This window comes from Terrihabitans rhizophilus (assembly GCF_033898525.1).
Classification (GTDB): Bacteria; Pseudomonadota; Alphaproteobacteria; order Rhizobiales; family Methylopilaceae; genus Flaviflagellibacter; species Flaviflagellibacter rhizophilus.
Genome location: NZ_JAXAFJ010000011.1, coordinates 76,828 through 103,555, shown reverse-complemented (window position 1 = coordinate 103,555; position 26,728 = coordinate 76,828). Strand labels below are relative to the sequence as shown.

The following is a 26,728-nucleotide window of genomic DNA, read 5'->3' as shown; positions in this document are numbered from 1 at the left end:
GCCAGGGCCGAACGCCCATAGCCGAAAGTCGGGGGGAACACCACAGCCCCAAGGAGCGTTCACACGCGCCCGAGCAGGCACTATCCAGCACCCTTGACGCTGAGAAATACCGTATACCACGTGGCCGTGCAACGGCATTGACCGCCTGTCATAATCCAGGTGCACACCTGTGAAAATCTGTGCGGCAGGCGATTGACTGAACGGCCGCAAACGTTGAGGTATTTGGCATACCACAGCCGGTCCGTCTTTGACTTTCGTATTGCGGCGGTCGAATGTTTATGGCACGGGCTTTCGGGAAACCGATCCAACACAATGCGCCCTTCAGGCTGCTTGCGCCCGGGCAAAATCATCGAGAGAGGAAAGTCATATGGCCAAGATGCGCGCCGTCGACGCGGCAGTCAGGGTCTTGGAGAAAGAAGGCGTAAATTGCGCCTTCGGCGTTCCGGGCGCGGCCATCAACCCTTTCTATTCCGCGATGAAGGCTCGCGGTTCGATCCGCCATATCCTGGCGCGTCATGTCGAAGCAGCCTCGCACATGGCCGAAGGCTATACGCGTGCGGTCGCCGGCAATATCGGCGTTTGCATCGGCACCTCCGGCCCGGCGGGCACGGACATGATCACGGGCCTGTACTCGGCGCAGGCCGATTCCATCCCGATCCTTTGCATCACCGGACAGGCGCCCCGTTCGCGCCTCTATAAGGAAGACTTCCAGGCGGTCGACATCGAGTCGATCTCGAAGCCGGTCACGAAGTGGTCGGTGACCGTGCGCGAAGCCGCTCTTGTCCCGATGGTCTTCCAGCAGGCCTTCCACCTGATGCGTTCGGGCCGCCCCGGCCCCGTCTTGATCGACCTTCCGATCGACGTGCAGATCGCCGAGATCGAGTTCGACGAAGACACCTACGAGCCGCTGGCCGTCTACAAGCCGAAGGCGACCAAGAAGCAGATCGCCAAGTCGCTCGAGATGCTGAACGCCTCGGAGCGTCCGCTGATCGTGTCCGGCGGCGGCGTCATCAACGCCGATGCGTCCGACCTGCTGACCGAATTCGCCGAGATCACCGGCATCCCGGTCATTCCGACCTTGATGGGCTGGGGCACCATCCCTGACGACCACAAGCTGATGGCCGGCATGTGCGGCCTCCAGACCAGCCACCGCTACGGCAATGCCTCGATGCTGGCCTCCGACTTCGTGTTCGGCATCGGCAATCGCTGGGCCAACCGTCACACCGGCTCGGTCGAGGTCTACACCGCCGGCCGCAAGTTCGTGCACATCGACATCGAGCCGACCCAGATCGGCCGTGTGTTCGGCCCCGATCTCGGCATCGTCTCCGATGCCGGTGCAGCCCTTGAGCTGCTGGTCGAAGCCGCCCGCGAGCTGAAGGCTGCCGGAACGCTGAAGGACCGCAGCGCCTGGGCCGCCGAGTGTCTCGACCGCAAGCAGCGCATGCAGCGCAAGTCCCACTTCGACAACGTGCCGCTGAAGCCGCAGCGCGTCTATGAAGAGATGAACGCCGCGTTCGGCCGCGACACCACTTACGTCACGACCATCGGCCTTTCCCAGATCGCGGGTGCGCAGTTCCTGCGCGTCTACGAGCCGCGCAACTGGATCAATTGCGGTCAGGCCGGCCCGCTCGGCTGGACGCTTCCGGCAGCTCTCGGCGTGCGCGCCGCGCGTCCGGATGCCAACATCGTGGCCCTGTCGGGCGACTACGACTTCCAGTTCATGATCGAGGAACTGGCGGCCGGCGCGCAGCACAAGCTGCCCTACATGCATGTCGTCGTGAACAACTCTTATCTGGGCCTCATCCGCCAGGCGCAGCGCGGCTTCCAGATGGACTTCGAGGTCTCCCTGGCCTTCGAGAACGTCAACTTCGACGAGTCGGACGGCACGCAGGCCGGTTACGGCGTGGACCATGTCGCAGTGGCGGAAGGCCTCGGCTGCAAGGCGATCCGCGTGAAGTCGCCGAACGAGTTCCAGGACGCCTTCGCCCGCGCCAAGGAGATGATGGAAGAGTTCCAGGTGCCGGTCGTGGTCGAGTTCATCCTCGAGCGCGTCACCAACATCGCCATGGGCACCGAGATCAACAACGTGAACGAGTTCGAGGAAGTCCTCGATCTCCAGCCGGAGAGCGTCCCGGCCGAGTGATCGGCGGGACGTCCCACAGCTTTTGTCTTGAACACGGAGAACGCCTGTGCCGAAATTTGCGGCTAACCTGACCATGCTCTTCAACGAGCTCCCGTTCCTCGACCGCTTCGAGGCGGCAGCAAAGGCCGGGTTCACGGGCGTCGAGTACCTGTTCCCCTACGACTTCCAGCCGGAAGAGCTCGCGGAGCGCCTCAAGGCCAACGGCCTGACCCAAGTGCTCCACAACCTTCCGGCCGGTGACTGGGCAGGCGGCGAGCGCGGCATCGCCACCCTTCCCGGCCGCGAGGCTGAGTTCCAGGCGGGCGTCGACAAGGCCATCACCTATGCGACGGCGCTTGGCTGCAAGCAGGTCAACATCCTGTCCGGCATCCCGAAGAACGTCGATCCCGCCGATGCGCGCCGCGTCTTCATCGAGAACATCAAGTACGCCGCTCCGCGTCTCAAGGACGCCGGCATCAAGCTGCTGATCGAGGCCTGCAACACCCGCGACATTCCGGGGTTCTTCCTCAACAACAGCACGCAGGCGTTCGAGATCCTGGACGAGGTTGCCTCCGACAACCTCTTCTTCCAGTACGACATCTACCACATGCAGATCATGGAAGGTGACTTGGCCCCCACCATCAAGGCCAACCTTCCGCGCATCGCCCACATGCAGCTCGCCGACAATCCGGGCCGCAACGAGCCGGGTACGGGCGAGATCAACTACCCGTTCCTGTTCAACTTCATCGACGAGATCGGCTACGACGGCTGGATCGGTTGCGAGTACAAGCCGAAGACGGAAACCGTCGCTGGCCTGAACTGGCTTCCGAAGTAAGCATCCCGTTCTCACCAGAGCCTGAATTCTAGGGGGTTACCAATGGCTAAGACACTCGGCTTCATCGGCCTCGGCATCATGGGCGCGCCGATGGCGGGTCATCTCATCGCAGCCGGCAACACGGTTTACCTCTACACCATCGAAGGCGTGCCTTCGCAGCTGAGCGATGCCGGCGGCAAGGTCGTGAACTCGGCGGCGGAAGTCGCGCAGAACGCCGACATCATCTTCACGATGGTGCCGGATACCCCGCATGTGGAAGCCGTTCTGTTCGGCAAGGGCGGCGTGGCCGAGGGCTTCTCCGCCGGCAAGATCGTGGTCGACATGTCTTCGATCTCCCCGATCGAGACCAAGAAGTTCGCCCAGCAGATCGAAGAGCTCGGCGGCAAGTACATCGACGCGCCTGTGTCCGGCGGCGAAGTCGGCGCCAAGGCGGCGTCCCTGACCATCATGTGCGGCGGCGACCAGGCCGTGTTCGACGAGGTGAAGCCCCTTTTCGAGAAGATGGGCAAGAACATCACCCTCGTCGGCGGCAATGGCGACGGCCAGACCACCAAGGTCGCGAACCAGATCATCGTCGCGCTGAACATCCAGGCCGTGGCCGAAGCCCTTGTCTTCGCGTCCAAGGCCGGTGCCGATCCGGCAAAGGTCCGGGAGGCGCTGATGGGCGGCTTCGCCAATTCGCGCATTCTGGAAGTTCACGGCGAGCGCATGGTCAAGCGCACCTTCAATCCGGGCTTCCGCATCGAGTTGCACCAGAAGGACCTGAACCTCGCGCTGAACGGCGCACGCAGCCTTGGCGTGGCCCTGCCCAACACCGCCAATGCCGCACAGCTGATGAACGGCCTCGCAGCCAATGGCGGCGGCGGGCTCGACCATTCGGCGCTGATCAAGGCAATCGAGCTGCTGTCCGGCCACGAGATCGGCTGAGGTGCCATGCGGACCGGGATGCCGCAGGCATCCCGAAAAAAAAACAATGGCGGGGCGCCTGAACGTCCCGCCTCATAATCAAAGAGGGCCATCCGCATCGCGGCCTGGCCCGGCGCATGTCTCGAGGAGGAGATCATGAAGGTCTGCATCTACGGAGCCGGAGCGATCGGCGGCTATATGGGCGTTCAGCTCGCACGCGGCGGCGCTGAGGTCAGTCTTGTGGCGCGCGGCGCCCACCTCGAGGCCATGAAGAAGAACGGCCTCAAGCTGTTGATCGAGGGCGAAGAGCGCGTCGAACACCTGAACTGCACCGACGATCCGAAGGAACTCGGTCCGCAGGATTACGTCATCATCGCGCTCAAGGCCCATTCGGTGCCTGCGGTCGCGGATGCCATGCAGCCGCTGCTGGGCAACGACACCAGCGTCGTCACCGCCGTCAATGGCGTGCCCTACTGGTACTTCTACAAGTTCGGCGGCGCTCTCGAGGGCCGCACGCTGGAGAGCATCGATCCCGGTGCCAAGCAGTGGCAGGTTCTGCGTCCGGAGCGTGCGATCGGCTGCATCGTCTATCCGGCCACGGAAGTGGTGGAGCCCGGTGTCATCCAGCACGTCTATGGCGACAAGTTCCCGATCGGTGAGCCGTCGGGCGAGATCACTCCCCGCGTCGAGCGGCTGTCGGAAGTCATGAACGCTGGCGGCCTGCGGGCTCCGGTGATGACCAATATCCGCGACGAGCTGTGGCTGAAGCTTTGGGGCAATCTTTGCTTCAATCCCATCAGCGCCCTCACCCACGCGACGCTCGACATCATTGCCTCGGACCCGGCCACCCGCGCCGTCGCCAAGGCAATGATGCTCGAAGCGCAGGAGATCGCGAACCGTCAGGGCGTGAGCTTCCGCGTCGACGTGGAACGCCGCATCAACGGCGCCGGTGCCGTCGGCGCTCACAAGACCTCGATGCTTCAGGATCTGGAGCGTGACCGCCCGATGGAAATCGAGCCGCTCGTCACAGTGGTCCAGGAGATGGGCCGCATGATGGAGGTCGCGACCCCGACCATCGACACGGTGTTGGCGCTTGTGAAGCAGCGGGCCAAGGTGGCCGGCCTGAACTGACATTTTTCCAGCAGGTGAATGAGAAGGGGCGGCAACGCCCCTTTTTTTATGTTTGCTTGGAACTGGAAGAAGTCATTGGCGTTTCTCACCACTGGACCTGCGCCGTGTTCAGTGCGCCGAACATGAATGAACATTCATCTTCCGTGATATTCTTGCCGTGCCAATAAAACGACACAATAAAGCGGCCATCCTTGCTTCCGATTATCTGCGATAACAGGTCTTAAGATGAAACATCTCCATTACGCTTTGCTTGCTGGGACGATGATCTCGGGGTCCTTGGCAGCATTCGGCGCCCAGGCCCTCGAGGCCGGCATGGGCTCTACGGTCCTGCTCGCCCAGGCCGCCCCGGACGTGCTCCCGCCGAGCGGAGATGCACCGCCTGAACGGCCCCGCCGTGGCCGCGAAGGTGCGGAGGAAGGCGGCGCGTCTGGACGCGAAGCGCGCCCTGAGCGTCCGCAGCGTGAGGCAGCCCCCGAGCGCGCCCCGCGCGCAGAACGTCCGGAGCGCCCTGAGCGTCCAGAACGCCCGCAACGTGAGGAGCGCCCGGAACGTCCCCAGCGTGAAGCGACTCCGGAACGTGCACCGCGTGAGGCCTCTCCTGAACGCCCGCAGCGCGAAGCTGCCCCCGAGCGTCCCCAGCGCGAGGCTGCGCCGGAACGCGCACCGCGTGAACAGCGTCCCGAGCGCCCCCAGCGTGAAGAGCGTCCCGCTCCCGCTGCTCGCGAGCCTGCCGCCAGCCCACGCACGGAAGCGCCCGCAATTCCTGAAACGCCCCCTGCCGCCCGTGAGCCGGCCGCCCAGCCTCGCACCCCTGATGGCTCGCCCCCTCCGCCGCGCCGTGAGGAGTTGCAGAACCGCATCAACGAGCAGCGTCAGGAGCGCGATGGGCAGCGCGATCAGCGGCGTGAAGAGCTGCAGAACCGCGTCGAAGACCAGCGGCGCGAGCGTGACGGCCAGCGTGACCAGCGTGCCCAGGAGCTTCAGAACCGGATTGATGAACGCCAGAACGGCGGCAATCGCCCGAGTGTCGATGCACCGCCGCGTGGCCCTGACGCACGTCCGGCCGACGCTCCCAATGCGGAGCGTGATCGCCGGGGCGACGATAACCGTCGTGGCGAGCGCCAGCGTCCGGGGCAGGAGTTCCGGGACGGTGCCGAACGTCAAGGCGGCGGTGAATTCCGCCGGTCCGATCCGGAGCGTCGCGAGAGCAACGACTACGACCGCCGCGATCGCCGTCTCGACGAACGCTTCGGCCGCCGCGAGGAGCGTCAGGGAGACCGCCTGGTCATCCGCGAAGGCGACGACCGCACCATCATCACTGAGGGCGGCCGCACCATCATCCGTCACAACGAGACGGAGCGCCTCAGCCGCAACTCCCGTGATGTGCGGGTCGAGCGCCGGCGTGGCGAGGTGGAAACCATCATCCGCCGTCCGAACGGCGTGGAGATCGTCACCATCAACGATGATGACGGCCGCCTGCTTCGCCGCATCCGTCGCGAGCGTGACCGTGAGATCGTGCTCATCGACAACACCCGTCGTCCGCGTGGCGTGAACGTCTATCTCGATCTGCCGCCGGTCGAGGTCGATCTACCGGAAGACGAGTACGTGGTGGATTATGGCCGGGCGGACTACGGAGATCTGGAAGAAACCTTCCGTGCTCCGCCGGTTCAGCGCATCGAGCGTGAATACTCGCTCGACGAGGTCCGCCAGAACGTCCGCCTCCGTGAGCGCGTCCGCAGCGTCGACGTCAATACGGTGCAGTTCGAGTTTGGCCAGTGGACGGTGCCCCCGACCCAGGCTCGCCAGCTGGAGCAGCTTGCAAAGGCCATCCAGGCGGTCATCGACCGTGATCCGAAGGAGGTCTTCCTCATCGAAGGTCACACCGATGCCGTGGGCTCGGACATCGACAACCTGTCCCTTTCCGACAGGCGCGCCGAGGAAGTGGCTGCGATCCTGAGCTCCGACTTCCAGATTCCCGCCGAAAACCTGGTCACACAAGGCTATGGCGAGCAGTATCTGAAGGTCGATACGCAGTCCGCGAGCGCAGAAAACCGGCGTGTCACATTGCGCCGCATCACGCCGCTGCTGAACGCCCAGGGGAACTGATCCCCTGCAACTCCGGGAAAGCCCGCCGCATCGTCGGCGGGCTTTTTCTTTGCCCTTCCGGCAAATTGCACGAAACTGCGCGCAGGATGGTACGTTTTCCTTGGTTATGAAGAAGGAGACCAGGTGTGCAGATTCCTGTCGAAATTACCTTCCACAACATCCAGCATTCCGATTGGGTGGAAGAAGCCATTCGCGAAAAGATCGCCCGGCTTGAGAAGTTGTTCGACCGGTTGGTGACGTGCCGCGTCCGCGTGGAGCGACGTGCCACCAATGCCACCAATTCCATCCCCCCCGTCGTGCGCATCGAAGTGGGCGTGCCGGGGCACAAGGACCTTGTGGTCAGCCATGAGCCGGAACACCTGCAGCAGAAGTTCCAGGATCCGGACATGCGCAACGCCATCAACGAGGCGTTCCGCATCGCCGAGCGCCAGTTGCTGGACTTCAAGGAGCAGCTGAAGGGCCGCACCAAGGCACCGCTGCATGACGGTGCCAACCAGTTCCTTGGTCAGGTGGCCGAGATGGCACCCGAGGCAGACCACGGCTTCCTTCTCACAAAGGAGGGCGGCCTGCTTTACTTCCACCGCAACAGCCTGCTGACGGGCGATTTCGACAGCCTGAAGCGCGGGGATGAAGTGCATTACGTGGAGGATCTGGGAGACACCGGCCCCATAGCCTCCAAGGTGCGCGTCAAGGAAAGCGCCTGATATTTCAAGGGGCTGCTTAGGCAGCCCCTTTTCTCGTTCACCCTCTCCACAAACAGCCCCGCTGACTCTTCTTGACTCCTGCCGGGCACTGCCCTTTCCTAGAACAAATCAGGAACACAGAAGATGACATCCCGGCAGGATACCCTTGCCGGGCTCAGGCGGAGCCTTGCCACGCTGGAACCGGCGGGCATGGAATTGGCGCCTGAAGCCCGGTTCACCTTTGGCATTGCGGGTCTCGACGCCGCAATCGGGGGCGGGCTTCCGCGTGCCGCCCTGCACGAGATCTTTGCCGCCAGCGCCGCCGACGGGCCTGCCGCCACCGGCATGGGGCTCTCCATGACTTTGCGCGCCTGCGGGCGGAGCCGGAGCCTTGTATGGGTTCGGCAGGACATGGTGGCCCAGGAAACGGGAGAACTTTACGCCCCCGGTCTGGCGGATTGGGGTGCGGATCCCGGCCGTATCATCATGGTGCGGGTGCGCGACGCGCGGGCTGCCCTGCGGGCGGCGAACGAGGCCCTGCGCTGCGGCGCGCTGGGCGCGGTCATCATGGAACCATGGGGCCAGCCCGAAGTGCTGGACCTCACCGCGACCCGTCGCCTTGCCGCCGCGTGCGCGCGCTCAGGGGTTGGCCTGTTCCTCATCCGGCTGGCGGCCGAACCGGTGCCGAGCGCCGCCCTCAGCCGGTGGAGCGTGCGGGCGGCGCCATCCCTTCCCTTGGAGGCCGGCGCCCCCGGTCATCCCGTTTTTCAGCTTGATCTGCTGCGGCACAGGGCCGGTTTCCCGCCCCGCCGCTGGTATGTGGAGTGGGACCGTGAGCAGTCTTCTTTCCGGGAGCCGGCGCTATCTCGCGGTGTGGTTTCCTCTCCTGCCCTGCGACCGCGTGCACCGGCTGCGGCGGCGCGCTGGCGGCACGCCGGATGAACGGCCTCTCGTGGTGCTGGCGCGTGTGCGTGGCGCGCAGCGCATCGCCCATGCCGACCGGCGGGCGCTGGAACTCGGCCTGCGGCCCGGCCTTACCCTTGCGGATGCCCGCGCCCGCGTGCCCGATCTCTCCATCGAGGATGAGAATCCGGCAGCCGATCATGCCCTGATCGAACGCCTTGCCGGCTGGTGCGAGCGCTACACGCCCATGGTGGGGCTCAGTACTCCAGACGGCCTCAACCTGGACATTACCGGCTGCGCGCACCTGTTCGGCGGGGAAGCCGCACTGCGCAATGACCTGCGGGTTCGCCTTGCCCAAGCGGGCTTCAGCCCTCGCACGGCTCTTGCCAGTACGCCCGATGCGGCGGCAGCGCTCGCCCGCTATTCGCCCGGCGGCGTGGTCCCATCCGGCGGGGAAGCTGCAGCCGTGCGCCCGCTGCCGCTCGCGGCTCTCGGCCTCGATGCCGAGCGGATAACGGCCCTCGCGCGCGCCGGCCTCAAGACCATCGCCGATCTGGCCGACCGCCCCCGCGCGCCCCTTGCCGCGCGCTTCGGAGCCGATCTCCTGGACAGGCTGGTCCGCACGCTGGGTGAGGTGGACAGCCCCATTTCACCGCGTACCCCTCTTCCGGAGCTGGCGGCGGAACGCCGTTTCGCGGAGCCCATCGGCCGCGCCGAGGATGTGCTCGGCACATTGCAGCAGCTTGCCGGCGATCTCGCATCCGTTCTCGAAGCACGCGGAGAAGGCGGTCGCATCTTCGAGGGGGCGTTTTTCCGGGCGGATGGTGCCGTGCGCCGCATCCGCGTCCAGACCGGACAGGCCATGCGGGGTCCAGATGCCCTTGCACGCCTCTTCGATGAACGGCTGGATGCCTTGGCCGATCCCATCGATCCCGGGTTCGGCTTCGACATGATCCGCCTCTCCGTCCTCGCAGCGGAGGTCAAGGCCCAATCCCAGACCCGGCTGGACGGCGAGGAGCAGACGGATGAGCGGATCGCCGAGGCGGTGGACCGGCTCGGCGCACGGTTCAACCCTGCCAAGGTACTGCGCTTCGTGGCGCATGAAAGCCATGTGCCGGAGCGGGCCGCGCACACCCCTCCCTACTTCTCCGGCCCCGCATCGGAGGCGTCCTGGACCGGACCTCAGCCGGATGACCCTCCCCTGCGTCCACTGCGCCTGTTCGCCTCGCCGGAGCCGGTGGAAGAAACGCTGTCGGAGGTGCCGGACGGCCCGCCCCGCCGCTTCCGCTGGCGTCGCGTGATGCACGAAGTCGCCCATGCCGAGGGCCCGGAACGCATCGCACCGGAATGGTGGAAGGACGAAGAGGGCGCGGCTACCCGCGATTATTTTCGCGTCGAGGATCGCGAAGGCCGCCGCTTCTGGCTCTACCGCGAAGGTCTCTACACCGCGGAGACCGGGCACCCCCGCTGGTTCGTGCACGGGCTGTTCGCATGAGCTATGCTGAACTGGCCGCAGCCAGCAATTTCTCGTTCCTGCGGGGCGCCTCCCATCCAGGCGATCTGGTCGCCCGCGCCCTGGAACTCGACCATTCCGGCATCGGCATCGCCGACCGCAACACCGTGGCCGGCGTGGTGCGCGCCCATGCGGCCCTGCGCATCGCGCAGGAAGGGGCCGTTGAGAAGTTCGGCTACCACTCACCTTTCAAGCTGGCGGTGGGGTCCCGGCTCGTCTTCATGGACGGCACGCCGGACATCATAGCCTACCCCTCCAACCGCGCCGGTTGGGGCCGTCTCTGCCGTCTCCTCACCACGGGCAATCTGCGCGGCCGCAAGGGCCAGTGCCTGCTGCGGGTCGGCGATCTCGTGGCCGATGCGCGCGATTTGCTGCTCATCGCCATGCCGGGCGAGCGCCGAAACATGGACAACCTGCTTGGCATGCTTGCGGAAGCCGCCTCCGGCTCGCTCTGGCTGGCCGCCACCATGCACCGCAAAGGGCCGGACCGCCGGCGGCTCCTCGCCACGCGCAGGCTTGCCGAGCGGCACGGCATCCCCCTCATCGCCGTCAACGATGTGCTTTACCACGCGCCCGAACAGCGTCCCCTGCAGGACATCATCACCTGCATCCGCGAAGGCCTGAAAATCGAAAGCGCCGGCCGCATTCTCGAAGCCAATGCCGAGCGGCACCTGAAAAGCCCGGTCGAGATGGAGCGTCTGTTCCGGGACGCACCGGACGCAGTGGCCGAAACCGGCCACCTTCTGTCTCGCGTCGAGTTCACCCTGTCGGAACTCGAATACAATTACCCGGACGAGCCGGTCCCGCCGGGAAGGACGCCTCAGGCGCATCTTGAGGACCTGTGCTGGCGCCGTGCTTGCCTGCGCTACCCCGACGGCATCCCCGCCAAGGTCGAGGATCTCCTGCACAAGGAGCTCCTCTTCATCGCGGAGGCGGACTACGCCCGATACTTCCTCACCATTCACGACATCGTCCGCTTTGCCGATGATCGCGGCATCCTGTGCCAGGGGCGTGGGTCGGCGGCCAATTCGGTCGTCTGCTTCATCCTCGGCATCACCAATGTGGACCCCGAGCAGATCGACGTCCTGTTCGCCCGCTTCCTCTCCAAGGAGCGCAAGGAGCCGCCGGACATCGATGTCGACTTCGAGCATGAGCGGCGCGAGGAGGTCATCCAGCACATCTACCAGCGCTATGGGCGCCACCGCGCCGGCATCGCCGCCACCGTCATCAAGTATCGGCCTCGCAGCGCCATCCGCGAAGTCGGCAAGGTGCTGGGCCTCAGCGAGGACGTGACCTCCTCACTTGCAGCCACGGTGTGGGGCGGGTGGGGAGACAATCTTCCCGACGACCAGGTCCGGCAGGCCGGCCAGCGTCCGGAAAATCCGGAGATCGCCAGAGCTGTCGCCTTTGCCAATCAGCTCATCGGCTTTCCGCGCCATCTCTCGCAGCATGTCGGCGGCTTCATCCTCACGCGCGACCGGTTGGACGAAACGGTTCCCATCGGCAATGCCGCGATGGAAGACCGCACCTTCATCGAATGGGACCGTGACGACATCGGTGAGCTGAAGCTGATGAAGGTCGATGTGCTGGCGCTCGGCATGCTGACCTGCCTGAAGAAGGCGCTGGTCCTGCTGGGCGAGCACAAGGGGCTCGATCACAGCCTGTCCTCCATCGATAGCGAGGACAAAGCCACATACGACATGCTGTGCAAGGGGGATTCCATCGGCGTTTTCCAGGTGGAGAGCCGCGCCCAGATCAACATGCTCCCGCGCATGAAGCCGAGGACGTTCTACGACCTCGTCATCGAGGTCGCCATCGTGCGGCCCGGTCCCATCCAGGGAGACATGGTCCATCCCTATTTGCGACGTCGCGCCAAGAAGGAGGTGGTGGAAATTCCCCGTCCCGGCCCCGGTTATCCGCAGGATGAACTGGAGCAGGTTCTCGGCAAGACCTTTGGCGTGCCGCTGTTCCAGGAGCAGGCAATGAAGCTCGCCATCGTGGCGGCGGAGTTTACCCCGGACGAGGCCAACGGGCTGCGCCGCGCCATGGCGACGTTCCGCTATGTCGGCACCATCCACACCTTCCGGGACAAGATGGTGAACGGCATGACGCGGCGCGGCTATGATCGCGCCTTCGCCGAGCGCTGCTTCGCGCAGATCGAGGGCTTCGGCACCTATGGCTTCCCGGAAAGCCATGCCGCAGCCTTCGCCCACCTCGTCTACGTCTCGTCCTGGATCAAGTGCCACCATCCGGACGTGTTCGCCTGTGCCATCCTGAATTCGCAGCCCATGGGCTTCTACGCGCCGGCGCAACTGGTGCGTGATGCGCAGGAACACGGTGTCGAGGTGCGGCCCATCGACATCAATCACAGCCACTGGGACTGCACGCTTGAGCCGATTGGCAAGAAGCGCTTCGCGCTGCGTCTCGGCTTCCGGCAGATCGACGGCTTCCGGCAGGAATGGGCGGACCGGCTGGCTTCCCACCGAATGGCAGGCTTTCCGGATCTCGAGGCCCTTGCCCGCCGCACCGGCCTGCCCCGTACCGCGCTGGAGAAACTGGCCGATGCCGATGCCTGCACCTCGATAGGCCTCGACCGCCGCAACGCACTGTGGACGGTGCGCCGCCTGCCCGGCGGCGAGGCGCTGCCCCTGTTCGCTGCGGCCGAAGCGGCCGAACTGGCGGAGGAGCCGGATGCCTTCCTGCCCGCCATGCCCCTCGTCGAGCATGTGGTCACGGACTATCAGGTCACCCGCCTGTCGCTGAAGGCGCATCCAATGCAGTTCCTTCGCGAGAGCCTGCGCGGGGAAGGCATCCGAAGCTGTGCGGAGATCGACCGGGCGCGGCACAATTCCTGGGTCAAGGCGGCGGGCGTGGTGCTGGTCCGGCAGCGGCCGGGAAACGGCAATGTGGTGTTCATGACCGTCGAGGATGAAACCGGCGTCCTCAACATCGTGGTCTGGGCCAGCCTGTTCCAGCAGTTCCGGCGCGAGGTCATGGGCTCGCGCCTCATCGAGGTGCACGGGCAGGTGCAGCGCAGCGAGGAGGGCGTCGTCCACCTCATCTCGCAGCGGCTGATCGACCGCAGCGGAGACCTCTCCCGTCTGGCGGAGCACCGGCAGGCCCATTTCCAGCTGACCCGCGCGGACGAGATCCTGCACCCGCAGCATCCCCGCACCTCGACCCATCCAAGACAGGAGCGCATCATCCCAAAGTCACGGGATTTCCACTAGCAGCCAGCCTTCGCGACAGCCTAAGCTCGCCGCAACATCATGGTCCCCGTGTCCAAAAGCTTCCTGACCACGCGCCTGCCCCACTTCGTCGGCACCCAGCCGCGAATCCTGCTGTGCATGGCGCTGACCGTGGTGGCCTTCATCCTCGGGGGCTCGTTCGAGCTCTCGACCCGGCTCCTGCTGGCCTGGAACTTCGGTGCGCTGCTCTACCTCGTGCTCGCCGGTTCGATGATGCTGACCGCATCGGCGGATCACATCCGCCAGCGCTCCGACGATCTCGATCCCGCCGCCTGGATCGTCACGGTACTCACCGTCATCGCCGCGCTCGCCAGCCTTGGCGCAACGGGTTTCGAACTCCACGCCGTAAAGGCGGCAACCGGTGATGCAGGCTGGCGCATCATGCTGGCAGGTTCCACCATCATCGTGTCGTGGTTCTTCCTGCACACGCTTCTCGCGCTGCACTACGCTCACGACCACTACAATCCCGACACCGGCATCGGCCTGAAGTTTCCCGACGATCCGCAGGAGCCCACCTATTGGGACTTCCTGTACTTCTCCTTCACCATCGGCGCGGCGGCGCAGACCTCGGATGTCGAGGTCGCCTCATCACGCCTGCGCAGGGTCGTCCTTGCCCATACGATCCTGGCCTTCCTGTTCAACACCGCCATTCTGGCTCTCGCCATCAATGTCGGCGCGGGGCTTCTGTAGCGCGGACTGAGGCGGCTCGGCCCTCGCAAGCAGCGCCCTGTACTCCGCACGGGTCAGTGAACGCGGCTGGTCGAGCGTTTTGCGGCTGCGCAGCCGTGCAGGAAGCCCCAGCAAACCGCTATGCGGGCGCCTGGTCAGGATCGGCACATCCTTCCACGGCGTGCGCAGGCGCAGCCGGATGAACTCCCCGGCAAGCGGGTGGGTGCATTCAGCGAAGGTCGGCTTCGCGTAGCCGCTGAAATGCACCACCGTCGCCGCGCTGTAGCGTTCGGCCGGAATGCAGCCTGGAACTTCGGTGAACAGGTTCCAGCGGCGGTCGAGCAGTGCGAACTCGCCACCGAGAACGACGTTCAGCGCGTCCTGATCCGGCAGGGCCGCCTCCGGATGCGCCGCCATCCAGTCGAGGCACCGCTCGCCGACCCGCTCGTGCCGCCAACGCCCGAGCTCTATCAGCAGCACGCCCGAATTCACGTACACCGCATCTTCCGCACGCCCGATCCGGCGGTTCATCAACCTTTGCATGTCCGGATGGGCGGGATCCTGAACGGCCGCCGCGATGCGGCCACGCATCTGCATCGTGAACAGCGGGCGCAGGCTGCCGTTCACCAGGGTGTCGCTGTCGAGATAGAGCACCCTACCGCTGTCATCCGGCAGCAGATCGCCCAGCAGGAGCCTGACCGACGATGCCGCCGGGAAAAGCTGATTGGATGGCAGTTCTTTGATGCGGTCTGCGACCGCTGCCGGAATGTCTCGTACCTCGAGCGTCAGATGCTCCACACAGCCGCGCAGCCGTTCTTCGTCGGTTTCCGGCAGATCATGGCCGAACACCACCACCCGCGCGTCCGGAACCTGTCCATTGGCCTCGATGGAGTGCAGCAGCACTCCCGCCATGTCGGCGTACTGATGGTCGGTGACGCAGGCGATGATCATGAGGACACAAGACCTGATTCCCGGTCGGAAGGGGAACGCCTTTTGCGCCCACCCTCCCCGGGTTCGAACCTAACGCCCGATCACAGGCCTCAGGGTGCCGGCGGTGTTGCCGGAGCCGGTTGTCCGCCGCCGAAATCCGGCGGCGGGAGACCAAGCGGGGGTTCAGCGGGAGACGCTGGCGCACCCAATCCCGCCGGTGGCATTCCCAAGGGCGGAAGTCCTAGAGGATTGTCCTGTGCCGGCGCGGCAATACCCGCACCACCACCGCCGAGAGGCGGAAGACCGAGCGGGTTGTTGTCGCCCGTTCCCGGACCGGAACCGGATCCGCCAAGCGGCGGCAGGCCGAGCGGATTGTTGTCGCCGCTTCCGCCCATGCCGCCGAGCGGTGGCAGCCCAAACTCGCCCGGTGCACCCACCTGCACAGGTGCTCTCGGTGCGGGCTCGGATTTGTAGTGCATCACCATCCCGGGGAAGGCGATCGTCAACGCCACCATGATGAGCTGGATCACCACGAAGGGGATAGCGCCCTGGTAGATCTCGCCCGTGCTCACGCCGCGCGTCTCGCGTCCCGTGACCTTGTCCTTGAACATGCCGCGCGGCGCGACCGAGCGCAGGTAGAACAGGGCGAAACCGAACGGCGGATGCATGAACGAGGTCTGCATGTTGATGCCGAGCAGGATACCGAACCAGATCAGGTCGATGCCCATCTTGTCCGCGATCGGCCCCAGAAGCGGCACGATGATGAAGGCCAGCTCGAAGAAATCGAGGAAGAAGGCCAGCACGAAGACAAGCACGTTGACGACGATCAGGAAGCCCATCTGCCCGCCGGGAACGGAGGTCAGCAGTTCCTCCACCCAGATGTGGCCGTTCACGCCGTAGAAGGTCAGCGAGAACACGCGCGCGCCGATCAGGATGAACAGCACGAAGGCGGACAGCTTGGTGGTCGACTCCATGGCCTGGATCATCAAGGACAGGTTGAGCCGGCGCTTGGCGAAGGCCAGAATGAGGGCGCCGACCGCGCCCATGGCACCGCCTTCGGTCGGCGTCGCGATGCCGAGGAAGATGGTGCCCAGAACAAGGAAGATCAGCGCAAGCGGCGGGATCATCACGATGATGACCTGCTGTGCCAGATAGGACAGGATCCGCAGGTTGAACGCCTTGTTCGCAACGGCTGCGGCGTAGACCAGCACGGTCGCCAAAGTGGCGGCCCAGACGCCGGCTGAAGTCGGCGCGTAAGGCAGGAGCAGCCGGTCGCCGAACACCGTGATGGCGGCACCGATGGCAAGCGCCACCAGCAGCGAGGTTACTCCCTTGCCCAGGGTCCGCGCCTCCGGCGGCAGGGCCGGCGCGGCCTTTGGCCAGATCATCGAGACAATGAAGACGTAGCCCACATACAGGCTTGTCAGCACGAGGCCCGGAATGATCGCGCCCGTATACATGTCGCCGACCGAGCGGCCGAGCTGGTCGGCGAGCACGATGAGGACGAGCGACGGCGGAATGATCTGCGCCAGCGTGCCGGACGCCGCGATCACGCCGGAAGCAAGCCTGCGGTCATAGCCGTAGCGCAGCATGATCGGCAGCGAGATAAGGCCCATGGCGATGACGGATGCCGCCACTACGCCGGTCGTCGCAGCCAGAAGGGCGCCCACGAAGATGACGGCGTAGGCGAGCCCGCCGCGCAGTGGTCCGAACAATTGGCCAATGGTGTCGAGCAGGTCCTCGGCCATGCCGGACCGTTCGAGGATCAGCCCCATGAAGGTGAAGAACGGGATGGCCAGCAGCGTGTCGTTGGCCATGACGCCGCCGAAGAAGCGATCTGGCAAGGCACCCAGCAAGGGCCAGAAAAGGTTGATTTGTCCGTTGGAGAAGGGCGCAAGCTCCACGCCGATTACGAAGAACAGGAGGCCGTTGGCGGCGAGCGCGAAGGCCACCGGGTAGCCCAGCAGCAGGAACAACACCAGGCTCGCGAACATGATGGGCGCGAGATTGTGGGCGATGAACTCGATCACGGGCGCACCTCCTTGCCGGTGGTCTGCAGCCGTTCATCCTCGGGGATGAATTTCGCGATCTCGTCCTCGACGGAGGCCTGTTCGTGCACGGGGGTGGTGTCCTCCATTCCGCAGAACAGGATCGCGCCGCGCTTGATCAGTTCGGAGAGGCCCTGCGCGATCAGCAGCACGAAGCCTGCGAGCAAGAGAGCCTTCGCGGGCCAGAGCAGAAGGCCGCCGGCGTTCGGCGAGTACTCGCCGCTTGTATAGGAAAGCCGCACATAGGGAATGAGCAGCCACACCATCAGCACCGTAAACGGCAGCAGCATGAATATGTGGCCGAGAAAGTCGATCCAGTCGCGCGTGCGCCGCGACAGCATCCCGGAGATGATGTCGACCCGGATGTGGTCGTTTCGCTGCAAGGCCCAGGCGGCGGCCAGCATGAAGATGGCGCCGAACAGGTACCACTGGATCTCAAGCCAGCCGTTCGACGAGATGTTGAACGCCTTGCGAACGATGGCATTGCCCGCACTGACGAGAACGACAACGAGGATCAGCCAGGAAACGGACCGCCCGATAAAGGTGGTCACGGCGTCGATCCCGCGAGACAAGGCCAAGAGCCCGGACAATGTGCATGCTCCAGAAATAAAAGCAGGACCGCACGTGCGGTCCTGCTGGTTGTTGTCAGATGTTGGGGATCAACCCTTCGGCTTCAGCGCGCCTTCGCGCTGGCGCATCATCATGAAGGTGTCGAACGTGTACTCCGCCACCTGCTGGTAGAGCACGGTGTCCGCCCGGAACGCCGTCATCGAGTCGTAGATCTTCTTGAACGGCGCGTTCTTGGCCGTGATCTCGTCGTAGACTTCCTGTGCGGCCTTGAAGGAGGCAGCCATCACGTCCTGCGGGAACGGACGCAGTTGCGCCCCGCTGGCGACGAGGCGGTTGAGGGCGGCGGGGTTCTTGTAGTCGTACTCGGCCAGCATTTCGAGGGTGGCCGCACGTGCTGCGGTTTCCAGCAGGCTCTTGTAGTTGGCTGGGAGCTGGTCGAACTGCTGCTTGTTGATGAAGAAGTTCAGCTCGAGACTGCCCTCCCACCAGCCGGGATAATAATAGAACGGGGCCACTTTCACGAAGCCCAGCTTCTCGTCGTCGTACGGGCCGATCCACTCGGCAGCATCGATCGTTCCACGCTCCAGCGAGGGGTAGATGTCGCCGCCGGCGACCTGCTGCGGCACCACGCCGAGCTTGCCCATCACCTGACCCGCGAGGCCGGCAATGCGCATCTTGAGGCCGCTGAGGTCCGCGACAGACTTGATCTCGCGGCGGAACCAGCCGCCCATCTGCGTGCCGGTGTTGCCGCCGGGGATGTAGTGCAGGTTCTGGGTGTTGAAGAACTCGTTCAGCAGGCCGGTGCCGCCGCCATAGGCCAGCCAGGCCTGCATGGCGCGGGCGTTGAGGCCGAACGGAACCGAGGCGCCGAGCGCCCAGGTCGGATCCTTGCCGACATAATAGTAAGCGGCGGTGTGGCACATCTGCACGGTGCCATTGGTCACCGCGTCGGCAGCCTGCAGGCCGGGCACGATCTCGCCTGCGGCGAAGACCTGGATGTCGAAATTGCCGTCGGTCGCCTCATGCACGAACTTCGCCAGATCGGCCGCGCCGCCATAGATGGTGTCGAGCGACTTCGGGAACGAGGACGTGCAGCGCCACTGGATCTTCGGGCTGCTCTGCGCGATGGCAGGAGCGGCAAGCGTGGCTGCGCCCGCAGCGCCGAGCGCTCCGGTGCGAATGAAGTTACGCCGGTTCAGCAAGGCACTTCCTCCGATTATTCGTTGCCGCGGCCGTCACGGCCGGGAGCCGCAATAAACCAGCATCATCACAGCTCTTCAACAGGCGCATGGCGGGCATGCACCGTCTCGTGCGGTTTTTAGCGGTGCCCATGCCGTCAGCAGGGCGCGAAGCACCGGAAAGTGACCTTCCGCTGCGCGTTGCGTCTGTGGAGACGCCGGCCCCGTATCTATACTCGTCGCAGCAACAGCCCCCGGGGCCAGCATTGCACGAGGCCATGATGAGCATCCGACTTCCCAAAGTGCCTGCCTCCGAGATCACGCCGCGCGATCTCTACCTGAACCGACGTCAGATCATCGGCGGCATGGTGGCCGGAGCTGCAACGCTCTCGGGCATCGGCGGTGCAGCGGCGGCACAGCTTGCCACACAGAAGAGCCCGTTCTCGACGAGCGAGCCTATGAGCAAGAAGAAGGACGTCACGGGCTATAACAATTTCTACGAGTTCGGCACCGACAAGTCGGACCCGGCGGCCAATGCCGGAAGCCTGACGACCCAGCCCTGGACCGTGAAGGTAGACGGGCTGGTGGACCGCCCCGGCAGCTACCAGCTGGAGGACTTCATCAAGCCCTTCGCTCTGGAGGAGCGCATCTACAGGATGCGGTGCGTCGAGGGCTGGTCCATGGTCATTCCGTGGAATGGCTTCCAGCTGTCCGAGGTGCTGAAGCAGGCGCAGCCGCAGTCGGGCGCAAAATTCGTTGCCTTCGAGACCCTTGTGCGCCCCGAGGAGATGCCGGGCCAGAAGGGCTTCCTGCAGGCGCTGGACTGGCCCTATCGCGAAGGCCTGCGGCTCGACGAAGCCATGCACCCACTCACCATCCTGGCCGTCGGCATCTACGGCGAGACGCTGCCCAACCAGAACGGTGCACCGCTGCGCCTCGTCGTGCCCTGGAAGTATGGGTTCAAGGGCATCAAGTCGATCGTCCGCATCAGCCTTGTGGACAAGCAGCCGGCAACCTCCTGGCAGATGCAGAATGCCGGCGAATACGGCTTCTACTCCAACGTGAACCCGGCCGTGGATCACCCCCGCTGGAGCCAGGCCACGGAACGGCGCATCGGTGAAGGCGGCGTCTTCGCCAAGCGGCGCGACACCCTGCCCTTCAACGGCTATGGGGAGCAGGTCGCGGGCCTGTATTCCGGCATGGACCTCAAGGCCAATTTCTGATGCCGATCTCCACGCGCAACTGGCCGGGGCCGTGGCTGGCCTATCTGGTCATGTTCATACCCGTGGCCGCTCTGGTCTGGACCGGCTTCAACGATGAACTCGGCCCGGATCCCGCGCGTGCGCTGGAGCACGAACTCGGCATCTGGGCCCTGCGCTTCCTTATCCTTGCGCTTTTGATAACACCCGTGCGCCGGCTGACAGGGCTCAACCTGCTGCGCTACCGGCGCGCCATTGGCCTCACCGCCTTCTGGTACGCCCTCCTCCACCTGCTGGCCTGGCTGGTGCTGGACCGCCAGCTCGATGCGGGCGCGATCCTCTCCGACATTTGGAAACGCCCCTACATCACCATCGGGATGATCGCGTTTGCCCTGCTCATCCCGCTGGCGGCGACGTCGAACCGCTACTCCATCAGGCGGCTGGGCGGCGCAATCTGGGCGCGGGTGCACAAACTGGCCTACGCGGCGACGGCTCTGGCCGCCGTGCACTTCGTGATGGTGGTGAAATCCTGGCCGCCGGAGCCGCTGATCTATGCCGGCATCGTGGTCGTGCTGCTCGGTTATCGCGCGGTGATGGCATTTCACCACTCGCGGGCGTCGTCGCGAGATGTCCGCACCCGCGCGACCTGATCCCGACGCGGACGGGACGCTCACGAGATCGGCGTCATGGAGCGTTGACGTGAGCGAGCGCCAGTTCACCCGCGGGTTCTTCCTGAGCGATGGAGCGGGCCTTCCACACGCCGCGCGCAACCAGATCGCCGATGACGTCGGCCATCACCTGCGCCACGCCGCTGCTGCCGCGGCTGTTCATAGTGCGCTCCGACACCACGACCGACAAACGCCAGGACGGCACCGGGTCCACGATGCGCACGGGGATCATCTCGCCCCTCTGGATTTCCGCAAGGAAGGCGAAGTGCGGCATCACGGCCGCGAAATGACCCTCGCGCACAAGCCCGCCGATGGCCGGCAAGCTGTCGCAGTCATAGATGCCGGCCTGGATGTCGCAGCGTGCGAGCATTTGATCGATTACGACTCGCGCAACATTGGGCCGTCCCGGGGCGATGATCCGCACCGGCAGGTTGAAGATCTCCCGAAGCGGCATCTCACCGCCCGCTGGGGCCTGCATGCCGGGGGGCAGGAACAGCATCAGTTCCTCGACGATCATCTCGGTCCAGGCCACATGCTCGAACGCCTTGTGATCATAGAGTAGCGCCACATCCAGTCGCCCCTTCTGGATCCACTCGTCCAGCGCGCCGGTCATCGCCTCGATGATGTGCAGCTTGATGTCCGGCAAGCGTTCGGCCAGTGCCTCGTAGAGCGGCACGGAGAGATTACGGCACGCCGATGTCGGCAACCCCACCCTGATCTCGCCGCTCGGGTTGAGCGCGGTCGTGCGCACCACTTCCCGGGCACGCTCCGTCTCGGTGACGATACGCTGAGCGTGCTCGTAGAGCCGTAGCCCAACCTCCGTCGGCGTCACCCCGCGCGAATGCCGCACGAGCAGTTCAACGCCAAGTTCCAGTTCGAGGTTCTTGATCTGCTGGCTGAGCGAAGGCTGCGCCACCCGCAGGATTTCTGCCGCACGCGAGAAGTTGCCGCTGTCCGCGACCTGCATGAAATAGCGGAGCTGGCGGATGTCCAAGGCTGATGCGGGCTCCTTGCGGTCAGGCGACACGGGGCCGCTCTTTTCAGTGCACACAATTTCACAGTCTGTGCACAGGCTGCAAACTATCTTGAGATTTTTCAAGGGCTTGCGGAACACCCGCTGAGCCCGGACTGCCGATGATTTAGCCTGATAGGGTGCGCCTATACCGCTATCACTAAATAGTATTGGCACGTCTTCGCTGATATCCTGAACATGTCTCTCAGTAGAACGAATTGACGGCCAAGTTTCATATTGACTGAACAGCGCACTCTGCGCGCCTGAATGGAGACAAGAGCAATGATCAATCGCCGGTTCGGAACGCGACTGACTGCCTGCGTGCTGCCATTGCTCGCGATGTCTCCGATTGCAGCCCATGCTGAACAGAACCCCTGCATCGGCAATTCTGTGGGCGTGACCGGCCCCGCCGCGTTCGGCGGACAGGCGGCCAAGATGGGGGCTGAGATCGCCATCGAGAAAATCAACGCCGCCGGCGGCGTGCTCGGCAAGCCTCTGCGCTTCGTCCAGTACGACGACGCCGGCGCCCCGCCGCGCGGCGTGGATAACACCCGGCGCATCGCACTGGCCGACAAATGCGTCGCCATCCTGGGCGGCTATCATTCGACAGTGGCCGTCGCGCAGGCCGAGCCGGTCAACAAGATCGGCATCCCGTATGTCGGCATCATGGCCGCCAACACGAAGGCCATCGAGAACGGCGCTAGCCCCAACTATATGTTCCGCGTCTCCGCCAAGGACAAATGGGTGGCGCGCTTCCTCGTCGAGCAGGCGGTGAAGGCATCGAAGTCCGGCAAGGTCGCCCTGCTTTACGAGAACACCGGCTGGGGCAACGGCGCGGTGCCGGACGTGAAAGCCGCGATGCAGGCCGCCGGCAAGGAACTCGTCGCGCTGGAAACCTTCAACTGGAACGACCAGGACATGAGCCCGCAGGTCATGCGTGCCCGTGACGCCGGGGCCGATGTGGTGCTGTTCTGGGCACTGGACCGCGAGGGCAACCAGATCCTGCGGTCCATGGACAAGGTCGGCTACAAGCCGACGATCATCGGAGCCTGGGGCATCGCCGGAAATCTCGGGGAGCTTGCCGGCCCGCTCGCAAACGGCGTGCAGGTGATCCAGACCTACACCTTCATGGGCGAAATGGACCCCAAGAAGAAGGCGCTGTGGGACAAGATCTCGGCCAAGTACGGCATGAAGGATCCGTCGGAGATCAAGATGGGCTCGGGCGTCGGCAATGCCTATGACGCCGTCTACATCCTGAAAGCCGCCATCGAGAAGGCGGGTGCCTATGACTGGGCCAAGGTCCGCGAGGCGCTCTACGAGGTGAACCACACCGGTATCGTGGCCGATTACCAGCCCGCCTTCGACAAGACCGATCCCGAACGTCAGGACGCGATCCTGCCCAAATACTACAAGCTGACGGCGTGGCAGGACGGCAAGCTGCTGCCGATCGAGCAGACGCCGTACGGCAAGGCCCCCTGAGGCCGCGGGCAGAGATCCCGCCCGCATAGCTCCCGCAGCGCCGCCTCGTGTGGCGGCGCATCCGGCTTCCAGGCAAGGCCGCGTTCGGCGCGAAAGCACCCCCATGTCCACATTCGCCCAATACACCCTTTCGGGGCTTGCCATCGGGGGCATCTACGCCCTCGTCGCACTCGGCTTCCACATCATGTGGAGCGCCGCCCGCGCGGTGAATTTCGCGCACGGCGACACGCTGATGATCGGCGCCGTGCTCGCGGTCATGGGCGTGGATGCCGGCCTGCCGCTCTGGCTGGCCTGCCTTCTGGCCGTATTCGCCGGAGGCGTGTTCGGAGTTCTTCTGGAACGGTTTGCCGTGCGCCCCTTCACGGGCCCGACGGCGTCGGTCGGCTGGATGCTCACCACGATCGCCGTCGGCATCATGATCGAGAGCCTCGCCACCATGCAGTTCGGCGGCTTTTCGCGGGCCCTGCCCTCGCCCGGCGTCAACGGAGCGGTGCAGGTCCTCGGTGCAGGCGTCTACCCGCAGGAACTGCTCATCCCGGTCGTGGCCATTGCCGCCATGCTGGGCCTGCGCCTCATGCAGAAGCGGACCCTCATCGGCCGCGCCATGCAGGCCGTCGCGCATGACCGGCGCGCGGCTTCGCTGATGGGCGTGGACGTCAACCGCGTGGTCGCCATCTCGTTTGCGCTGGCCGCGTTCCTGGGCGCGGCGGCCGGCGTGCTGGTGGCGCCGGTCATCCAGGCCTCTGCCACGATGGGCGTGCTGCTCGGCCTCAAGGGTTTCGCCGTCGCCATCATCGGCGGCATCGTCAGCGCGCCGGGCGTTGTCGTGGCCGGCCTCGCCTACGGGATCGGCGAGAAGTTCATCGAAGGCTACATCTCCACCGCCGCCCGCGAGATCATCGGCTTCAGCGTGATGATCCTCGTCCTGCTCGTCTTCCCGCAGGGTCTGTTCGGCAAGCGCGAGGTGGCCAAGGTATGACCCGCCACCTCACCTCCCTCGGCTTCGTCGTCCTTGCGCTCGTGCTGGTCGCCGTACCGCTGTTCTCCGACAACGAATACGAACTGCGGCTGTTCATGCTGTTCCTGATCTACGGCATCATCGCCGTGGGCCTGAACGTGCTCGTCGGCCTCACCGGCCTCATCTCGCTGGGACAGGCGGGCTTGTTCGCCCTTGGCGCCTATACCGGCGGCATCCTGGCAACGCGGCTGGGCTTCGACATCGTCACCGCCAGCCTTGGCGCAGCCATCGTGTCCGGGCTGTTCGGCGTGGCGCTCGCCTATCCGAGCGTGCGGGTGCGCGGCGTCTATCTGGCGGTGGTGACCATCGCGTTCGGCATCATCGTCGAAAACGTCGCCATCGAATGGCAGTCGCTGACAGGCGGCACCACCGGACTGACCTCCATTCCCATGCCGAACCTCTTCGGCGCGGAGCTCTCCGGCTACGCCTTCTACGGCGTGCTTGCGGCAAGCCTGTTCCTGGCCACGTTGCTCACGCACAATCTGAAGGTCTCCCGCTATGGACGCGCCATGCTGGCGGTGTCGCAGAGCGAGACGGCAGCGCGGGCGCTCGGCATCAACGCCACCATGATGCGCACCCTCGCCTTCGTGGTGGCCTCGGTCACGGCCGGCGTCGCGGGATCGTTCTACTCCTTCCTCAACTCCTACATCTCGCCCGACATCTTCACCTTCGCGGACAGCGTTCGCTTCCTGCTGATGGTGATCCTCGGCGGCGCAGGCTCCACCTTCGGCGCGGTCATCGGCGCCTATATCCTGACCTATCTCCCGGAATACCTGCAGCAGTTCCAGCTCTGGCAGAAATTCGCCTATGGCGCGCTGCTGCTGCTCGTGATGTTCGCCCTGCCGCGCGGGATCGTCGGAACGGTGGTGGGGGTGGCGAAGCGCCTGCGCCCTGCGCCTCGCGCAGTCCTGGCGGGCGATGGCATACCGGCCGAGCAAAGCCTCGGTTCCACCTCTCACCGCACTTCCGAACTCGTGGCGCGTGACCTCACGGTGCGGTTCGGCGGCCTGACCGCTCTTTCCAAGGCGTCGCTTCGGGTGAAGCCGGGTGAGGTCCATGCCCTGATCGGGCCGAACGGCGCCGGCAAGTCCACCTTCGTGAACACCATTTCGGGCTTCTACCAGCCGGCCGAGGGCATCTGCGAACTGGACGGCGTGCAACTGACCGGCAAGCGCTCGCACGAGATCGCCCGCATCGGCCTCGCCCGCACCTTCCAGAACACCGAGCTGTTCGGCGAGATGACGGTGCTGGAGAACGTGATGGTAGGCCACCAGCAGCGTCTTGGCTACGGCATCGCGCAGGCCCTGCTTCGCACGCCCGCCTTCCGCCGGGAGGAGGAGGTTTCGCGCCGCACCGCCATCGGCCTGCTCGCCTTCGTAGGGCTTGAGGATTATGCCAACGAGGAGGCCCGCTTCCTGCCGTTCGGGCTGCAGCGCCGTCTTGAGATCGCCCGCGCTTTGGCCTCGAAGCCGAGCCTGCTGCTGCTGGACGAACCGGCCGCCGGCCTGACCACGCAGGAGATCGACGATCTCGAAGCCATGATCCGCCGTATCGCCGGCCTCGGCGTCTCGGTCCTCCTGATCGAGCATCACGTCGAGCTCATCATGGCCGTGGCCGACACGGTGACGGTGCTCGACTACGGCCAGATCATCGCCTCCGACACGCCTTCCGTGGTGCAGGAGGATCCCCGCGTCATCGAGGCCTATTTCGGCACGCCCCATACGGCCAACGCCCTGGAGGTCACGGCATGAGCGAGGCCCTTCTCGACATCCGAAATCTCGAACTGCGCTACGGCGCGGCGGTCGCGGTGCGCGACATCTCCCTTCAGGTGCATCCCGGCCAACTTGTCGCCGTCATCGGCAACAATGGCGCCGGCAAGTCCTCCATGGTGCGCGGCGCGACAGGCCTCGTGCGGCCTTCCGGCGGGCAGGTGATCTTCCGGGGCGAGGACACCACGCGCCTGCCCGCCAACAAGAAGGTGGCGCGCGGGCTCGTCATGGTGCCGGAAGGGCGGCTGCTGTTCCCGGGCCAGACCGTCGAGGACAACCTCATCCTGGGTGCCTACGTGCATGGCGGCATCAAGACGCCTCGCTCCAAGGCCACGCTCCAGCGAGTTCTAGAGCTGTTCCCTCGCCTCAGGGAACGGCTGCACCAGCAAGCCGGCTCCATGTCCGGCGGCGAGCAGCAGATGCTGGCCATCGCACGCGGCCTGATGGCGGAACCGGAGCTTCTCGTCATCGACGAACTGTCGCTCGGCCTCGCGCCCAAGATCGTGGACCAGTTGATCGGCGTGCTGGCGGACCTCAACCGCACCGGCCTCACCATCCTGCTGGTCGAGCAGCTTGCCTCCTACGCGCTCGCGATCGCGCACACCGCCTACGTCGTCGCCAACGGGCGCATCTCGCACCACGGCCCGAGCGCCGAACTGGCGCGCGATCCCGAGGTGATGGAGGCCTTTCTCGGCCGCAAGAAGACCGCAGCCTGAACGGCTGCGAAGACCAAGACACCAG

21 protein-coding genes are annotated in these 26,728 nt (G+C 65.1%); 16 read left to right on the top strand and 5 right to left on the bottom strand.

What is annotated here, in order from left to right; all coding sequences use genetic code 11:
• The first annotated feature begins 367 nt into the window (after window positions 1-367).
• From gcl to SCD90_RS15060, 10 genes are all read left to right on the top strand, one after another.
• Entirely contained in the window at window positions 368-2,143 is a 1,776-nt protein-coding gene (gene gcl / locus SCD90_RS15105; protein WP_319845531.1) for a glyoxylate carboligase, read from the top strand.
• 46 nt (window positions 2,144-2,189) lie between these two features.
• Window positions 2,190-2,957, top strand: a complete 768-nt coding sequence (gene otnI, locus SCD90_RS15100) for a 2-oxo-tetronate isomerase (protein ID WP_319845530.1) — start codon at window positions 2,190-2,192, stop codon at window positions 2,955-2,957.
• 42 nt (window positions 2,958-2,999) lie between these two features.
• Window positions 3,000-3,884: a 2-hydroxy-3-oxopropionate reductase gene (locus tag SCD90_RS15095; RefSeq protein WP_319845529.1), complete on the top strand. Its 885-nt coding sequence runs from the start codon at window positions 3,000-3,002 to the stop codon at window positions 3,882-3,884.
• Window positions 3,885-4,019: 135 nt separating this feature from the next.
• Complete coding sequence (locus SCD90_RS15090; RefSeq protein ID WP_319845527.1) at window positions 4,020-4,994, top strand: 2-dehydropantoate 2-reductase; 975 nt, start codon at window positions 4,020-4,022, stop codon at window positions 4,992-4,994.
• A gap of 276 nt (window positions 4,995-5,270) precedes the next feature.
• The gene (locus tag SCD90_RS15085; protein WP_319845526.1) at window positions 5,271-7,100 is read left to right on the top strand and encodes an OmpA family protein; all 1,830 of its coding nucleotides are present in this window, start codon (window positions 5,271-5,273) and stop codon (window positions 7,098-7,100) included.
• A 125-nt stretch (window positions 7,101-7,225) separates the two neighbouring features.
• On the top strand, window positions 7,226-7,804 hold the full coding sequence (locus SCD90_RS15080; protein WP_319845525.1) for an HPF/RaiA family ribosome-associated protein: 579 nt from the start codon (window positions 7,226-7,228) through the stop codon (window positions 7,802-7,804).
• A gap of 123 nt (window positions 7,805-7,927) precedes the next feature.
• Window positions 7,928-8,725 (top strand): ImuA family protein, encoded by a 798-nt coding sequence (locus SCD90_RS15075; RefSeq protein ID WP_319845524.1) that lies wholly within the window; start codon window positions 7,928-7,930, stop codon window positions 8,723-8,725.
• Entirely contained in the window at window positions 8,616-10,181 is a 1,566-nt protein-coding gene (locus tag SCD90_RS15070; protein ID WP_319845523.1) for a Y-family DNA polymerase, read from the top strand. Before SCD90_RS15075 ends, SCD90_RS15070 begins: the two co-directional genes overlap by 110 nt.
• Window positions 10,178-13,429 (top strand): error-prone DNA polymerase, encoded by a 3,252-nt coding sequence (locus SCD90_RS15065; protein ID WP_319845522.1) that lies wholly within the window; start codon window positions 10,178-10,180, stop codon window positions 13,427-13,429. Before SCD90_RS15070 ends, SCD90_RS15065 begins: the two co-directional genes overlap by 4 nt.
• A gap of 39 nt (window positions 13,430-13,468) precedes the next feature.
• Window positions 13,469-14,137, top strand: a complete 669-nt coding sequence (locus SCD90_RS15060) for a DUF1345 domain-containing protein (protein ID WP_319845521.1) — start codon at window positions 13,469-13,471, stop codon at window positions 14,135-14,137.
• Here the strand turns inward: SCD90_RS15060 and SCD90_RS15055 are convergent.
• From SCD90_RS15055 to SCD90_RS15040, 4 genes are all read right to left on the bottom strand, one after another.
• Window positions 14,036-15,067 carry a glycosyltransferase family 8 protein gene (locus tag SCD90_RS15055; RefSeq protein ID WP_319845519.1) on the bottom strand — a complete coding sequence of 344 codons (1,032 nt, stop codon included), beginning with the start codon at window positions 15,065-15,067 and terminating at the stop codon, window positions 14,036-14,038. The two genes, SCD90_RS15060 and SCD90_RS15055, sit on opposite strands and share 102 nt — an antisense overlap.
• A gap of 89 nt (window positions 15,068-15,156) precedes the next feature.
• On the bottom strand, window positions 15,157-17,076 hold the full coding sequence (locus tag SCD90_RS15050; protein WP_319845518.1) for a TRAP transporter large permease: 1,920 nt from the start codon (window positions 17,074-17,076) through the stop codon (window positions 15,157-15,159).
• The gene (locus tag SCD90_RS15045; RefSeq protein ID WP_319845517.1) at window positions 17,073-17,684 is read right to left on the bottom strand and encodes a TRAP transporter small permease subunit; all 612 of its coding nucleotides are present in this window, start codon (window positions 17,682-17,684) and stop codon (window positions 17,073-17,075) included. Before SCD90_RS15045 ends, SCD90_RS15050 begins: the two co-directional genes overlap by 4 nt.
• A gap of 69 nt (window positions 17,685-17,753) precedes the next feature.
• The gene (locus SCD90_RS15040) at window positions 17,754-18,863 is read right to left on the bottom strand and encodes a TRAP transporter substrate-binding protein (protein ID WP_319845540.1); all 1,110 of its coding nucleotides are present in this window, start codon (window positions 18,861-18,863) and stop codon (window positions 17,754-17,756) included.
• 257 nt (window positions 18,864-19,120) lie between these two features.
• On the opposite strand from SCD90_RS15040, the gene msrP reads away from it, so the two are divergent.
• Entirely contained in the window at window positions 19,121-20,065 is a 945-nt protein-coding gene (msrP, locus tag SCD90_RS15035) for a protein-methionine-sulfoxide reductase catalytic subunit MsrP (protein WP_319845516.1), read from the top strand.
• Entirely contained in the window at window positions 20,065-20,691 is a 627-nt protein-coding gene (msrQ, locus tag SCD90_RS15030) for a protein-methionine-sulfoxide reductase heme-binding subunit MsrQ (protein ID WP_319845515.1), read from the top strand. The genes msrP and msrQ overlap by 1 nt, the downstream gene beginning before the upstream one ends.
• Window positions 20,692-20,725: 34 nt before the next feature.
• On the opposite strand, the gene SCD90_RS15025 is transcribed toward msrQ, so the two are convergent.
• Complete coding sequence (locus SCD90_RS15025) at window positions 20,726-21,703, bottom strand: LysR family transcriptional regulator (RefSeq protein WP_319845539.1); 978 nt, start codon at window positions 21,701-21,703, stop codon at window positions 20,726-20,728.
• Window positions 21,704-22,060: 357 nt separating this feature from the next.
• On the opposite strand from SCD90_RS15025, the gene SCD90_RS15020 reads away from it, so the two are divergent.
• The 4 genes from SCD90_RS15020 (at window position 22,061) to SCD90_RS15005 (ending at window position 26,703) form a co-directional block, all read left to right on the top strand.
• Complete coding sequence (locus tag SCD90_RS15020; RefSeq protein WP_425265705.1) at window positions 22,061-23,200, top strand: ABC transporter substrate-binding protein; 1,140 nt, start codon at window positions 22,061-22,063, stop codon at window positions 23,198-23,200.
• A gap of 103 nt (window positions 23,201-23,303) precedes the next feature.
• On the top strand, window positions 23,304-24,179 hold the full coding sequence (locus SCD90_RS15015) for a branched-chain amino acid ABC transporter permease (RefSeq protein WP_319845513.1): 876 nt from the start codon (window positions 23,304-23,306) through the stop codon (window positions 24,177-24,179).
• The gene (locus SCD90_RS15010) at window positions 24,176-25,969 is read left to right on the top strand and encodes a branched-chain amino acid ABC transporter ATP-binding protein/permease (protein WP_319845512.1); all 1,794 of its coding nucleotides are present in this window, start codon (window positions 24,176-24,178) and stop codon (window positions 25,967-25,969) included. Before SCD90_RS15015 ends, SCD90_RS15010 begins: the two co-directional genes overlap by 4 nt.
• On the top strand, window positions 25,966-26,703 hold the full coding sequence (locus SCD90_RS15005) for an ABC transporter ATP-binding protein (RefSeq protein WP_319845511.1): 738 nt from the start codon (window positions 25,966-25,968) through the stop codon (window positions 26,701-26,703). Before SCD90_RS15010 ends, SCD90_RS15005 begins: the two co-directional genes overlap by 4 nt.
• The last annotated feature ends 25 nt before the right edge of the window (window positions 26,704-26,728 follow it).